Annotated in this window: 12 protein-coding genes; 7 read left to right on the top strand and 5 right to left on the bottom strand. The window is 38.0% G+C overall.

Translation table 11 applies throughout. The annotated features are described in order from the left end of the window. Positions 1 to 79: 79 nt before the first annotated feature. From ZA06_RS02420 to ZA06_RS02395, 6 genes are all read left to right on the top strand, one after another. Positions 80 to 919 (top strand): universal stress protein, encoded by an 840-nt coding sequence (locus ZA06_RS02420; RefSeq protein ID WP_053975820.1) that lies wholly within the window; start codon positions 80 to 82, stop codon positions 917 to 919. Between the two features lie 117 nt (positions 920 to 1,036). Continuing rightward, a complete protein-coding gene (gene hemN, locus ZA06_RS02415; RefSeq protein WP_157503048.1) occupies positions 1,037 to 2,398 on the top strand; it encodes an oxygen-independent coproporphyrinogen III oxidase in 1,362 nt (453 codons plus the stop codon). Between the two features lie 201 nt (positions 2,399 to 2,599). Beyond that, on the top strand, positions 2,600 to 3,184 hold the full coding sequence (locus ZA06_RS02410; protein ID WP_053975818.1) for a YceI family protein: 585 nt from the start codon (positions 2,600 to 2,602) through the stop codon (positions 3,182 to 3,184). Between the two features lie 39 nt (positions 3,185 to 3,223). Next, entirely contained in the window at positions 3,224 to 4,486 is a 1,263-nt protein-coding gene (locus ZA06_RS02405) for a hypothetical protein (protein ID WP_053975817.1), read from the top strand. A gap of 457 nt (positions 4,487 to 4,943) precedes the next feature. Next, complete coding sequence (pta, locus tag ZA06_RS02400; protein WP_053975816.1) at positions 4,944 to 7,037, top strand: phosphate acetyltransferase; 2,094 nt, start codon at positions 4,944 to 4,946, stop codon at positions 7,035 to 7,037. Positions 7,038 to 7,055: 18 nt separating this feature from the next. Continuing rightward, positions 7,056 to 8,240: an acetate/propionate family kinase gene (locus tag ZA06_RS02395; protein WP_053975815.1), complete on the top strand. Its 1,185-nt coding sequence runs from the start codon at positions 7,056 to 7,058 to the stop codon at positions 8,238 to 8,240. A 40-nt stretch (positions 8,241 to 8,280) separates the two neighbouring features. Here the strand turns inward: ZA06_RS02395 and ZA06_RS02390 are convergent, their stop codons facing one another. From ZA06_RS02390 to ZA06_RS02370, 5 genes are all read right to left on the bottom strand, one after another. After that, on the bottom strand, positions 8,281 to 10,698 hold the full coding sequence (locus ZA06_RS02390; protein WP_082331898.1) for a protein-disulfide reductase DsbD family protein: 2,418 nt from the start codon (positions 10,696 to 10,698) through the stop codon (positions 8,281 to 8,283). A 191-nt stretch (positions 10,699 to 10,889) separates the two neighbouring features. After that, complete coding sequence (locus tag ZA06_RS02385; protein ID WP_053975814.1) at positions 10,890 to 11,294, bottom strand: rhodanese-like domain-containing protein; 405 nt, start codon at positions 11,292 to 11,294, stop codon at positions 10,890 to 10,892. 10 nt (positions 11,295 to 11,304) lie between these two features. Continuing rightward, a complete protein-coding gene (locus ZA06_RS02380) occupies positions 11,305 to 11,622 on the bottom strand; it encodes a rhodanese-like domain-containing protein (RefSeq protein ID WP_053975813.1) in 318 nt (105 codons plus the stop codon). A gap of 105 nt (positions 11,623 to 11,727) precedes the next feature. Then, entirely contained in the window at positions 11,728 to 12,339 is a 612-nt protein-coding gene (locus ZA06_RS02375) for a thioredoxin family protein (RefSeq protein ID WP_053975812.1), read from the bottom strand. 5 nt (positions 12,340 to 12,344) lie between these two features. Continuing rightward, the gene (locus ZA06_RS02370) at positions 12,345 to 12,869 is read right to left on the bottom strand and encodes a TlpA disulfide reductase family protein (RefSeq protein WP_053975811.1); all 525 of its coding nucleotides are present in this window, start codon (positions 12,867 to 12,869) and stop codon (positions 12,345 to 12,347) included. Positions 12,870 to 13,178: 309 nt separating this feature from the next. Between ZA06_RS02370 and ZA06_RS02365 the strand changes: the two genes are divergently transcribed. After that, the gene (locus tag ZA06_RS02365; protein ID WP_053975810.1) at positions 13,179 to 14,582 is read left to right on the top strand and encodes an anthranilate synthase component I family protein; all 1,404 of its coding nucleotides are present in this window, start codon (positions 13,179 to 13,181) and stop codon (positions 14,580 to 14,582) included. Positions 14,583 to 14,620: the final 38 nt, after the last annotated feature.

Genomic DNA, 14,620 nt, shown 5'->3' with positions numbered 1-14,620 from the left:
TTGTTTCCTTTGAGGGTATGATTTAAATCATATTTTTAGTTTCACTTTCAAATTACTTTTGTGTAAGAAAGTGTGAACAATGAAAAATATACTATTACCAACAGATTTTTCAGAAAATTCATTGAACTCTATAAGATACGCCCTTAAGTTTTATGAAGGGGAAACTTGTGAGTTCTTTTTGCTGCATATAATTGTGTTGAAAAATGGTATGTCCAATTTGTCGGCAGCAGAACTTTCTGCCCATCAGGAAAGGGTACTTGCAAAATTGGAGCAGCTGCGTCAAACTTTGGAACAAGAGTTGCCGCAAGGGCATCACTTCACATTGCACATTTTGACAGACTACAACTTTTTTGTGGAATCCATCCGCAATCAGGTGAAAACTCAAAAAATAGATGTCATTGTTATTGGTACCAAAGGTGCCAATGAATTTAAGAATGCGGGAATAGGAACCCATACCCACGAAATCATTACCAAGGTGAAATGCAATGCTTTGGTAGTACCTGAACATGCTAAGTTTAAAGACTGTAAGGAAATCGTTTTCCCAACCGATTTTTCCATGATTTATAATGATGATACCTTAAAGTCTATAGGTGCTATTTTAAAGCGTTTCGACACTAATTTTAGGGTATTGCACGTATGTAAAAAGGACAGTGAGCTCTTCCCTGATCAAATAAAAAACAAAACCTACTTAGAGGCTTTTTTGAGATATTTTCATCATAGTTTCAATTTCTTCAATGATAAAAAATTGGAGGCGGCCATACAGTCTTTTGTAGAGGATCAAGGTGTGGATTTGATTGCTTTGGTAGCAAAAAATCTGAACTATATGCAACGCTTGTTGTTTCAGCCAAGTGTTAAGAAACTAACCTATTTAACGAATATTCCATTTTTGGTGTTCCATGAACACCGGCCAACCAAATAGCTTTTTTTATTGCATGAAAACCAATTGTCTCCTTTTGGAGATGGTTGGTTTTTAAACTGATATATGTCATATGCAAATGGTGGCATACATTTTATTTTTGGCAAAAATTATATTGAAATGAATTGTAACCTAGTCAATAAATATAACGTTCCCGGGCCACGATATACCAGTTATCCAACGGTACCATTTTGGGATGTGGATTCCTTTTCTTTGGAACAGTGGGAAACATCCTTAAAAACTTCATTTGTTGAAAGTAAGGAAGAGGGCATTAGTCTTTACATTCATCTGCCTTATTGCGAAAGTTTATGTACTTTTTGTGGTTGCAATAAACGCATTACCAAGCGCCATGATGTTGAAAAGCCATATATAGATTATGTGTTACGTGAATGGGCGCTGTATTGTGAAATTTTGCCTGAAAGACCTAGTATTAAAGAGCTGCATTTAGGTGGAGGAACCCCTACTTTTTTCTCACCGGAGCATTTGCAACAACTTATCCAAGGTATTCTGGAGAATGCAGATTTGGCAGAAGGTTATGAATTCAGTTTTGAAGGACATCCTAACAATACTACGGAAGCACATTTACAGACCTTGTATGACTTGGGATTCCGAAGAGTGAGTTTTGGAGTTCAGGATTATAATGAAAAAGTACAAAAGGCCATCCATCGTGTGCAACCTTTTGAAAATGTAAAGAGAGTCACAGAATTGGCTAGAGCGATTGGGTATACTTCGGTTGGACATGACATTATTTTTGGACTGCCATTCCAGGAGATGTCACATATTGAAACAACCATAGCCTATACCAAAGCTTTAAAGCCAGATCGCATTGCATTTTATGGCTATGCCCACACACCGTGGATTAAAGGGAATGGTCAACGTGGATTTAATGAAGAAGATTTGCCTTCGGCAGAAAGTAGACGCCAACAATACGAAAATGGAAAAGCATTATTGGAGCAGGTAGGTTATATGGAGATTGGTATGGACCACTTTGCGTTGCCTACAGATTCTATGTATACAGCTATGAAAGCTGATCAGTTGCATAGGAACTTTATGGGCTATACAGCTTCAAAAACCCATATGATGATTGGTTTGGGAGTTTCCGCTATTGGAGATAGTTGGTATGCCTTTGCTCAAAATGCCAAAGATATTGAGACCTACAAACAATTGATAGATGAAGGATTGATTCCTGTATTTCGAGGGCATATCTTAAATGAGGAAGATTTAATCATCAGAAAACATATTTTAGGATTGATGTGCCAATTCAAAACGTCTTGGGAAAATGAGGGGACATACTTTGAGAGTTTGCCAGAAGTGGTTTCGCAATTGGAAGAAATGCAACAGGACGGCCTTATTGAAATAGGGGATCACTTTATCAAAATTACAGAAAAAGGAGTGCCATTTGTACGGAATGTGTGCATGGCTTTTGATGTCAAACTCCAAAAAAAGAGCTCTGGAAAACCTATATTTTCCATGACTATTTAAATGAAAATCGCCTTTGAGCGATTTTTTTATTTCTTCCTTTTTAATTCAAAAGAATTTTCCATTCTTGCAGGCCCTTGTAGTAAAAAATTTACACGCCTTAAATGATTTATTGTCAGTGTTTTATGTCGGTGTATGATTATCGTCATATTTTAATTCTTACATCGGTTGCATCTTTGTACCATAATTAAAAACAAAACGGATATGAAAACGCTTAACAAAATGAACATTGCTCTTAGTGTATTGGCACTTCTGTTCATTTCGTCTACGGCCTCTTTCGCACAACAGTTCAAGTTGAACAACCAAAGTTCTACATTGGTAGTGAAGGGAACCTCAAGCTTGCACGATTGGGAGGAGACTGCAGAAACTCAAAAAGGGAGTTTGGACATTGCAACAACAGATGGCCTTACAATCAATAGTCTTAAAATTGAAATCGAGGCAGAAAGCTTGAAGAGTGGAAAGTCTGCCATGGACAAGAACACTTATAAAGCCTTAAACACTGGAAAATATAAGTACATCACTTTTGAGCTTTTAAACACCAAAAGTGTTCAGGATCTAGGAAATGGAAAATATAAAGTGGCCGCCGAAGGAAACTTGACCATTTCAGGAGCCACCAATAAAGTGACATTGTATTTCGAGTTAACTCTAAAAGGAAATCAAGCAACGCTTAAAGGAAGTAAGGATATTAAAATGACCGACTTTAAAGTTGAACCTCCAACAGCAATGTTTGGTGCAGTGACCACTGGAGATGCGCTTACCATAGAATTTAATACCATCATGATAAACTAAATAAAAACAACAAAATCTAACGCAAAAAAAATTTAAAACATGAAATCAATTTTTACAAATTCAGTAGTGGCAGTAATGTTAATCGGAGGACTTAACGGTTTTGCCCAAAAAAATAATAGAAGTTTAGACAATTATAGAGAACCAGATAAAAACGGGGTTAACGTATTCGAAGATGTAAAGGATACTATTTCAACTTTTGACGGTCTTAAAGTAAGAGTAGGTGGATCTTTCGCTTTGCAATTCCAAGGTTTGGATCATGAAAACTCAGGAGCAGTAGCTTTGGATGAATTGGGAAGCAACTTTAACCTAGCGACAGCAAACTTGGATTTGGACGTGGCACTTGCAGATGGGGTACGTATGCACTTAAGAACTTACTTAAGTTCTAGACACCACCCGGAACCATATGTAAAAGGTGGATATTTCCAAATTGACAAATTAGACTTCATCAAAGAAGGACTTTTGGAAGACTTAATGAAACACACTACTATTAGAATTGGGCACATGGAAAACAACTACGGTGATGCTCACTTTAGAAGAAGTGATAACGCTCAAGCTATCTACAACCCATTTGTTGGAAACTTGATCATGGATGCCTTCACTACAGAAGTAGGTGCAGAACTTTACTATACTCACAGTGGATTCCTTGGAATGGTAGGTTTCTCTAACGGTAAATTGAACCAGTCTACAGTGAAAAACGATGCTAACGGAGCTTCTTTCTTAGCAAAAGTAGGATATGACAGCCAAGTTACAGATGATTTGAGATTACGTTTAACAGGATCTCTTTACAACACAGGTAGCGTTGCAAGTTCTTACCTATACAGTGCAGACCGTACAGGATCTAGATACTACCACGTAATGCAAGCAGAAGGAGCTGATGACAACTTCAGATCTGGACGTTACAATCCAAACTTTGGTAACAAAGTAACAGCTTTCATGATCAACCCATTCGTGAAATATGGAGGATTGGAGTTCTTTGGAACTATTGAAATTGCTAACGGTAGACGTAATTCTGAAGCTGAAAGAAGAAGTGCTAACCAATACGCTGGAGAGTTAATCTACAGATTTGGACGCAACGAAAACTTCTACGTAGGTGGTCGTTACAACATGGTGAGTGCTGAAGAAAGAACTGGTGAGGATGTAGATATTTCAAGATTCAACTTAGCAGCAGGTTGGTTCATGACAAACAACATTCTTGTAAAAGCTGAGTACGTAAACCAAACTTATGATGGGTACGCAGTAGACAACATCTTACACGATGGTCAATTCGATGGACTAATGATGGAAGCCGTAATTAGCTTCTAAATTATAAAAGAGCTGCTTAATATGTTGTATTAAGTTAGTGTTGATTGATGGATAAGGCCTCATTTAAAATACTAAATGGGGCCTTTGTTTTTAATCAATTTAAAAAGAGCCAACAATCTTTTAAATTTAATTGTAGTGTCGCCCATCTTTGGGTTTTGGATTGGAAAATAATCCTTAAATTCGTAGTTAACTATTTTTATTACAGGTGTTTAAGGCGGATTTTGAGTCAGGTGGGCTCAATTTAGCTAGAGTATTCAATAGAATGGGAGGTAATAACGTAGTTTCTGTAAATTCGCACCCCAATTACCAAAAACAGCTACAAAGCCAAATTGCACTAAAAGATATTGGTAAATAACACGAAATCTTTTACGATATTGATCCTAAAGATTTCAATTCATAAAATAACAAGGAATCTCAGTTATGCGATTCTTTAAGTACTAACCAAAAGTAAACAACCATGAACAAAGGACTTTATATTGCAACCTTGGAGACTAATAGTGGTAAGTCAATCGTGTCCTTGGGACTTATGCAGGCGCTTTTAGGAAAAACTCCCAAAGTAGCATATTTCAGACCCATTATAAGTAATCAGGAGGAGGGTGTTAAGGACAACCATATAGATACAATTCTTACATATTTTAATTTAGACATCCCTTATGAAGATGCCTACGCCTTAACCCGTCAAGAGATCATTCAGAACCGAAATGCTGGGAAAATAGGCGAGTCCTTGGATATCATTATCAAGAAGTACAAGGAGCTCGAAGACCAATATGATTTTGTGTTGGTAGAAGGTAGCGATTTTGTTGGAGAGGGCAGTGTGTTTGAATTTGACTGGAATGTTAATATTGCTAAAAACCTGGGTTTACCTACCGTAATTGTGAGCAGTGGGGTAGGGAAAACTTTAGAGAAGTTTATTGGCAGTTTAGAAATGGCCTATAAAACTTTCAAAAGTCAAGATGTGGAAATTTTGGCACTGATAGCCAATAAAATCCAACCAGAAAATACCAAGTTACTTCAAAAATCTATCAAGTCATTTATTCCGGAGGAAGTGGAGGTGCTTACCATCCCGTTGGTGGATACTTTGGCATTTCCAACCTTAACCGAAATTACAGATGCCTTGGAAGGAAAGGTGTTGTTCGGTGTGGAGCATATGGGCAACCAATCGGGGAATTTTGCCGTGGGAGCTATGCAGCTTCGCAATTTCCTTACCCATATTAAAGAGGGAAGTTTGCTGATTATGCCAGGGGACCGTGCCGATTTGATTTTGGGATCCTTACAGGCCCATTTGTCGAGCAACTATCCAAATATTTCTGGAATCGTCCTTACAGGAGGTTTGATGCCAGAAGAGCCTATTTTAAAATTGATCGATGGACTTTCCAATGTGGTGCCTATCGTGTCTGTGAACAAAGGTACTTTTGAGGTGACCCAAAGAATAGGTAGCATTAAATCTAATATTTATGCCGAAAGCAAAGAGAAAATACTAACCTCTATAGCTACCTTCCAGAAAAATGTTGCTATAGATGACATATTCGAGAAATTGACGGCTTTCGAAACCAAGGTGATGACACCTCGAATGTTTCAGTATAAATTGATTCAGAAGGCTAGGAAGGAGAAAAAATGTATTGTACTTCCAGAGGCCACAGATTCACGTATCCTTACGGCGGCTGCTAGACTCTCATTATTGGATTTGGTAGACTTGGTATTGTTGGGTAACAAAAAGGAAATCAAAACCAAGATTGATGAATTGGGATTGAACATGGATGCTTCCAAAATCCAGATTATTGAACCTGCCAAATATGAAAAGTTTGAGGATTATGTAGAAACCTTCTACGAATTGCGCAAACACAAAAATATAAACATGGACATGGCTAGGGATATGATGTGTGATCTATCCTATTTTGGAACCATGATGATCTATAAAGGTGATGCCGACGGAATGGTTTCAGGTGCAATCCATACTACACAGCATACCATTCGTCCCGCACTTCAGTTTATTAAAACCAAACCGGGCTGTTCCATTGTATCGTCCATATTCTTTATGTGTTTGGATGATAGAGTATCCATTTTTGGGGATTGTGCCATCAATCCAAACCCAAATGCCGAACAATTGGCCGAAATAGCCATTTCTTCAGCGAGAAGTAGTGAGGCCTTTGGTATCGAGCCCAAAGTAGCCATGTTATCCTATTCTTCTGGGTCTTCCGGTAAAGGTGAAGATGTTGAGGTGGTAAGAGAAGCGACCCAAATTGTAAAACAACAGTGCCCAGATTTAAAGGTGGAGGGACCAATTCAATATGATGCGGCTGTAGACCCTGTGGTTGGAAAAAGCAAAATGCCAGATTCCGAAGTGGCAGGACAGGCTACAGTATTGATTTTTCCAGATTTGAATACTGGAAACAATACCTATAAAGCGGTTCAGCGTGAAACTGGAGCTTTGGCCATCGGACCAATGTTGCAGGGACTTAACAAACCGGTAAATGATTTGAGTAGAGGTTGTACCATAGATGATGTGTTCAACACCGTGATATTAACAGCCATTCAGGCGCAGGGCCTATAATTTTATTAGATTATTTGTATGAAAACACTTGTAATAAATTCAGGAAGTTCTTCTATTAAATTCCAATTGATTGAAATGCCTTCAGAAACTGTCGTTGCCTCCGGCTTGGTGGAACGTATTGGTTTGGATGTGGGGGCAATTGTTTATAAAAAAGGCAGTGAAGGGATTACCTTAAACATTCCCGTGGCAGACCATGCCTTTGGTTTGTCCGAAGTTGCTAAATTATTAATGGACCCTAAAAAGGGCGTGATTTCAAATGTAGATGAAATAGATATTGTGGGGCACCGCATTGTTCATGGAGGAAAGGATTTTTCCGATACCATAGAAATTGATGAGAAGGTGAAACACAAAATCAAAAGTTTGTTTTCTTTGGCACCTTTGCACAATCCTCCAAACTACGAAGGGGTGCTTGTGGCAGAACGCATTTTTCCAAATGCCAAACAAGTGGCTGTGTTTGATACGGCCTTTCACCAGTCATTGCCTAAAAAAGTATACAAGTATGCTATTGAAAACAAGTATTTGGATCAAGGAATTCGTGTGTATGGATTCCATGGAATTTCACATAAATACGTATCGGAGCAGGCTGTTGAGTTTTTAGGGAATCCAAGTGCTAAGATCATCACCATCCATTTAGGAAATGGCTGTAGTATGACAGCAATTCATGAAGGTAAAAGTTTGGATCATACGTTAGGGTTTGGACCTAACGAGGGCTTGATTATGGGAACCAGAAGTGGTTCCATAGATCAATCTGTGATTTTTTACTTGATGAATAAGTATGGTTATTCCAAAGAAGAAATGTCAGACATTTTATCTAAAAAGAGTGGGATGTTGGGCTTAACAGGATTCAGTGACTTACGTGAGATAGAAGCAGAAGCAGAGAAAGGAAATGAAGAATGCTTATTGGCATTGGAAATGAACGCTTACCGTATTAAGAAGTTTATAGGCGCTTATGCCGCTGCATTGAATGGTTTGGATGCCATTGTATTTACAGCAGGAATTGGCGAGAATAGTGACGTGTTGAGAGGTTTGATATGTGAGGATATGGAGTTTTTGGGAATTAAATTGAATACAGAATTGAATGCCATTAGGTCTAAGGATTCTAGAGATATCAGCACACCAGATTCTAAGGTGAGGGTTTTGGTAATCCCAACCAATGAAGAGCTGGAAATTGCTAAAGAGAGTTATGAATTAGTTGCCGAGTAAAAGGCATAAAAAAACCTCCCGGTCGGGAGGTTTTTTGTTATTATTCGGTTTTGAAATTGTTCAAACCATTTTCTAACCAAGTGTGATATTCTTCGGCGTCTGGAGTGTAACCAACAGGTGTGTTTAAATTGTCTCCGTTGTGATCCATCAACACATAGAAAGGTTGTGTATTGGTTTTGTATTTTATGGTTTGGAATTCACTCCATTTTTGTCCAATATACTTTAATTGTTTTCCTGGTTTCAATTGCGATTCCATTACTTCTCCTTTAGGTAGCGGACGCTTGTCATCTACATATAATGAAATTAGTACCACATCGTTTTTCAAGATGCTTAAGATATTATCTTTTACCCAAACATTTTGTTCCATTTTACGACAATTTACACAGGCCCACCCTGTAAAGTCAAGCATTACCGGTTTGCCAACTTCTTTGGCATAAGCCAAGCCTTTGTCGTAATCGTTAAAGGCTAAAATTTGGTGAGGAGCCAATAAATGGGCGCCATCAGGAAGATCTTCGTGGCTCACGGAAGCAGCGGCTCCGCCACCTTTTGAATTTCCAACACCGTATGGGGACTCACTATAATCTAATGGAGGAGGGAAGGCGCTGATTAAATTTAAAGGCGCTCCCCAAAGTCCAGGAATCATATAAATGGTGAAAGACAATACTAAAAGTCCTAAACTCAATCTTCCAACAGAAATATGGGAAATAGGCGAATCGTGCGGTAATTGGATTTTTCCGAACAGATAAAAAGCTAAAGCTCCAAAAATAGCAATCCAAATAGCGATAAATACTTCACGCTCCAAGAAGTGTGTTTGTAATACCAAGTCGGCATTGGATAAGAATTTGAACGCAAGAGCTAATTCTAAAAATCCTAGAACAACTTTAACCGTATTTAACCATCCTCCAGATTTAGGCAAGGAGTTTAACCATCCTGGGAATGCTGCAAACAAGGCAAAAGGTAAGGCTATGGCCAAAGAGAATCCTAACATTCCAACAATTGGTCCCACTTGACTTCCTCCAGCTGCAGCTTGTACCAATAAGGTTCCAACAATTGGTCCCGTACAAGAAAAGGACACGATAGCTAAGGCTAGAGCCATAAAAAAGATACCGATCATCCCGCCTCTATCGGCTTGTGAATCTACTTTGTTGGCCCATGAGTTAGGAAGCAATATTTCGAAAGCTCCCAAAAAGGAGGCTGCAAAAACCAACAATAAGATAAAGAATATGAGGTTGAACCATACGTTTGTAGATAGGGCATTGAGGGCATCGGCTCCAAATATTAAACTTACCAAAATCCCTAAAAGCACATAGATTACGATAATTGAAACACCATAAATAACAGCATTTCTGATTCCTGCAGCTTTACTTTTACTTTGTTTTGTAAAAAAGCTTACGGTCATTGGAATCATAGGGAATACGCAAGGAGTGAGCAAGGCGGCAAAACCAGAAAGGAAGGCTACAAAGAAAATTCCCAAAAGGCCTTTTTCATCTTCGGTGGATGTTTCACTAATCTCGGCAGAGTTGTCAACTGAAGCGGATGCACTTTTCGATAAGTCGAAATTTAAGTCCACATAAGTAGGGGCAGTACACTGTGTGTTATTGCAGGACATAAACTCTACTTCCGCAGTTACGGTTTTTAAAGTATTGTCCAATACTTTGATGCGTTGTCTAAATTCAGTAGTGTTTTCAAAGAATTTAATTTCCATGTTGAAAACAGGGTCATTTACCGTCTGGCCATCTGCTTCTGTTGTATTACCAATAACTTGATAGGTGGCATCTTCATAGTACATGAAGGTGGTTGCGATAGGACCGTCATCAGGAACTTTTTGTGAGTATAGGTGCCAACCATTATCAATGGTGGCTTTGGACACTAAGTTGTATTCGGTATCAGAAACTTTTTCAACAGCAGTCGTCCATTTTACGGGTTCAATGATGTTGGAGTTTGCTGCGGCATTGTCTTCTGTTTTGTTAAAGATTGCTCCTTCTTCGGCTGCTGCCGCTACACTTTTTGTAAGGTCGAAAGTTAAATCAACAAAATTAGGAGGTAGACAGCGTTCGTCGTCACAAACCATAAATTCTACTTCCCCATTTACTAAAGATAATTCGGAATTTAAAATTTTAATACGTTGCCTAAATTCGGCATGGTCTTCAAAAAACTTGATTTCCATTTGGAAAACGGGGTCGTCTACAACATGTCCTTCTTCTTCCAAGGTTTCCTTGAGAAGTTTAAAATCGGGGGTTGTGCTATAGGTGAATGTCGTGGCTATAGGGCCGTTTTCCGGAACATTTTGTGAGTACAGATGCCATCCTTCGTCAATCGTGGCTTTGGATACTAAATAGTACTCTGTTTCGGAAAGTTTTTCAACAGAGGTTGACCATTTTACGGGTTCAAATACTTGTGCATAGGTAGCGGTAATGGACAGTATTAAAAAAAATAAGCTTGCTAAAAATTTGTTCATTAGGTAACATAATTTTAAAAAATCTGCAAAACAGTTAGTGTTTTACAGATAATTGTCAGGTTGTCGGCAAATTTAAAAGAACTTATCTTATAAACCCATAAACGATTCTTAAAATTCACTTTAAAAAAGGACTTAATCATAACAAAAAAGCCGAACATTCAAGTTCGGCTTTTTTGTTGTTTTAAAGTATTTTATGATTTTGTGTCAATATCGAGTCCGTCGTGTTTCCATTTGGAAAATCCACCGTCCAAATCGTAGATTTTTACAAATCCAGCTTCCTTAAGTTTTTCGGAGCATTCAGCGCTTCTCTTTCCTGTTCGGCAATAGAGAATCACAGGTTTGCTTTTGTCCAATTTGGAAATATCCTCTTCAAAAGTAGGGGAGTTGAAATCTATATTTTGTGATTCGGGGATGTACCCTTCATTATGTTCTTCAGAAGAACGTACATCGATAAGCTGAACATCTTCTAACTCCAAAAGTGTTTGCATTTCATCTGGTGTCACCAAGTTGATTTCACCATCGCCTTTGGAATCCAATCCACAACTTGTGGAAAGAACCATCAAGGCCAAACTTAAGATGATTAGAAAATGTTTCATAAATATTGTTTTAGAGGGACGCTACGTCTCCAGTCCATTCGCTGAAACCTCCCAATAAATTGTTGGTTTTTTCAAAACCCAATTGGTTCATAATGGCACAAGCTTGACCGCTTCTGTTTCCTGATCTGCAATACACATAATAGGTTTTACTTTTGTCCAAGTTTTCTAGTTCATAGATAAATCCTTGTCCTTTGTAGATGTCTATATGTATTGCATTAGGGATAATGCCTTCTTCGTCAACTTCGTCTTGGGTTCTAACGTCCAATACCACAGCGTTATTGTCTTGGGATAGCTGTTCAGCCCATTCTTCTTGTGTTAAATCTGCCATTCTTTTGTATTTTTAGAACTACAAAATTAACTTTTCTTTACCATATAGACGAAAAAAAATCCGAAGTGTTACACTCCGGATTCTTATTTTTAAGGATGTTAGGTCTTAGATCTTGATAGAGCACCCAATGGCCTTTGTGTGTGGTTCCTTGATGTCTTTACCTTGTAAAAGGGCGTCAACGGCATTTTCTACATATTTGGTGTTAACGGCAGAAGCATCTTGGTAGTTATCATCAATAGCTCCAATATATTTAACTTGGTTCCCTTTATTGGTTTTTTGAAGCACATACACATGAGGTGTTTTTGTCGCTCCATATTGAGGGAAAATCTCTTGGTTTTTATCAATCAAATAAGGGAACGTAAAGCCTTTTTCTTGAGCTCTTACTTTCATGGCTTCCAGGTTATCTCCTGGTTTTATGTCGGTGTTGTTTGGCATGATGGCAATAACGGGATATCCTTTTTGCGCGTATTTTTTATTCAAATCGTTGATGCGGTCTTCATAGGCAACTGCATACGGGCAAGTGTTACATGTAAAGACCACGATGAATCCTTTGGCATTACTGTAATCGGATAATGAAATCATTCTTCCATCAATATTTTCCAGTTTAAAATCTGTTGCCATGTCTCCCACGCTATACCCAGGTTCTGTTGTAACAGAAGTGAAGGCCGAAAGAGTTAAAATGGCAACAAAGGCAAATAAAAGTTTCATTGTTTTCATAATAATTAGTTTATAAAGTGTTGAAGTTCGGATTCAAGTTCGCTATAATCAAATGATTTTTCAAAAAACTTTCGATCCTTGGCGTTGAAGATTAAGGTAGCAGGCAAAGCACCAGTCCAAGTGTCGCTTACTTTTGGGATCCAAGAGTTAGAATCTGGGTCATTTAAGGCAACGACCTTAGATTGCAATTGATTCTTTTCTATAAAAGGAATCAATTTTGACTCATATTGATTGGGAAAATCAAGGCTTATTAAAATAACTTCCACATTCTTGTCTTTAAAGTTTGTTCCCAATTGTTCAAAATAGGGAAGCTCTTTTACACAAGGGGCACACCAAGTAGCCCAAAAATTCACTACATAGGTTTTATCGTCACTGGAAGTAAGGTAAGGTTGAATACCATCAAAATTATGCACTTCTAAAGCATACGGCTGTTTTTCAACTATGTTGTTTTCGGCAATCGGTTCCTTGGATTTGTTGTTTTGACAAGAGAATATTCCAAGTAGGGCAATAAAAACTAGAATCTTTTTCATTAGCTAAAGTTATAAAGTGTATCTGTAGGAATTAATTTTTTAACATAAAATTAAGGACAAGAAAAGGAATGCAGATGAGGTGTTTTTTCTCTGAAAATTATTTTTCGATAAAAAATTTGAAAAACAGGAGAACATTTATATCTTTGAAACTCAATAAACAAACAATGCAAACAATTTTAAATAATACATGGTGGTGGAGTTCCCGAAATCAAATTTTCGTGAATTAGACCCTATTGTATATTTAAATTTCAATATAAAGGCTTGTCGTTCACGACAGGCCTTTTTTTATATCATGAATTATCCAACATTATGAAAACCTTTAGTCTCTATACCCATTACAAGAAAATCTTGGCAGATACCATTACACCAGTATCGGTGTATCTCAAAATACGAGATCAATATCCCAATAGTATTTTGTTGGAAAGTAGCGATTACCATACTAGCGACAATAGTTTTTCTTATATCTGTTGCAATCCTATTGCCACGTTTAAGGTGGAGAATAATGTGATAACCCACACCTTTCCGGATGGGAGTGTTTTGGTTAATAAAATCAAGCAGAACAATGAGGTGATAGAGAAGATCCATAAGTTTACACAGCGTTTCAAGGTGCATTCCAACCACCAATTTAAGTTTATCAATAATGGGGTATTTGGATATATGGGCTATGATGCTGTGCGGTTTTTTGAAGATATTGAGATTTCAAAAAAGGAGGATTGTTTGGGAATTCCCGATATTTTTTATGCCGTCTACCAAAATATCATTGCTATCAACCACTATAAAAATGAGGCCTATATTTTTGCCCATTGCTTCGAAGCTGAAAATAATATTGATGAAATCCATCAACTCATACAATCCAAAAACTATACTGTTTTCAATTTTTCGAAGGAAGGAGAACCAGCATCCAATCTTTCCGACGAAGAATATATGGCCAATGTGGAACTGGCGAAACAGCATTGCGCTAGAGGCGATGTGTTTCAGTTGGTGTTGTCTAAAAAATTCTCCCAACATTTTAAGGGAGATGAATTCAATGTTTACAGAGCGTTACGAAGCATTAATCCTTCGCCATATCTGTTTTACTTCGATTATGGCGATTTTAAAATTTTTGGAAGTTCGCCCGAGGCACACTTGGTAGTAAAGGATGGTCGGACGGAAATTCATCCCATTGCAGGTACCTTTAAGCGCACTGGAAATGATGAAGAAGATGCTCAATTGGCAAAACAATTGTCCAATGATATTAAGGAAAACAGTGAGCATGTGATGCTTGTGGATTTGGCGAGAAATGATTTGAGTCGCCATGGTAGCGATGTTAAGGTGGAAACCTATAGGGAAATTCAGTTTTTCTCGCATGTCATCCATTTGGTAAGCAAGGTTATTGGAGAAAAGCACGCATATACCCAAACCATGCAAATTGTGGCCGATACCTTTCCCGCAGGTACGCTTACGGGTGCACCTAAACATATGGCCATGCAGTTGATTGAGAAATACGAAAAAACAAGCCGGGAATTTTACGGTGGTGCTATTGGGTTTATGGACTTTGATGGGAATTTTAACCATGCCATTATGATTCGCACCTTTGTGAGCAAGGATCATGTATTGCATTGGCAAGCGGGAGCAGGTTTGGTTTCTAAATCCGTTCCAGAAACCGAACTACAGGAAGTTTATAACAAGTTGGGGGCTCTGAACAAAGCACTTGAACTTGCGGAAAATATATAGGAATTAAAAAAGGATATTCAGAATTAACGAATAGAGAA

The sequence above is a fragment of the Mangrovimonas xylaniphaga genome (assembly GCF_001280435.1).
In the GTDB taxonomy this organism is placed as follows: Bacteria; Bacteroidota; Bacteroidia; order Flavobacteriales; family Flavobacteriaceae; genus Mangrovimonas_A; species Mangrovimonas_A xylaniphaga.
The sequence above is the reverse complement of the archived record's forward strand: the minus strand, read 5'-3'. Positions and strand labels throughout refer to the sequence as shown.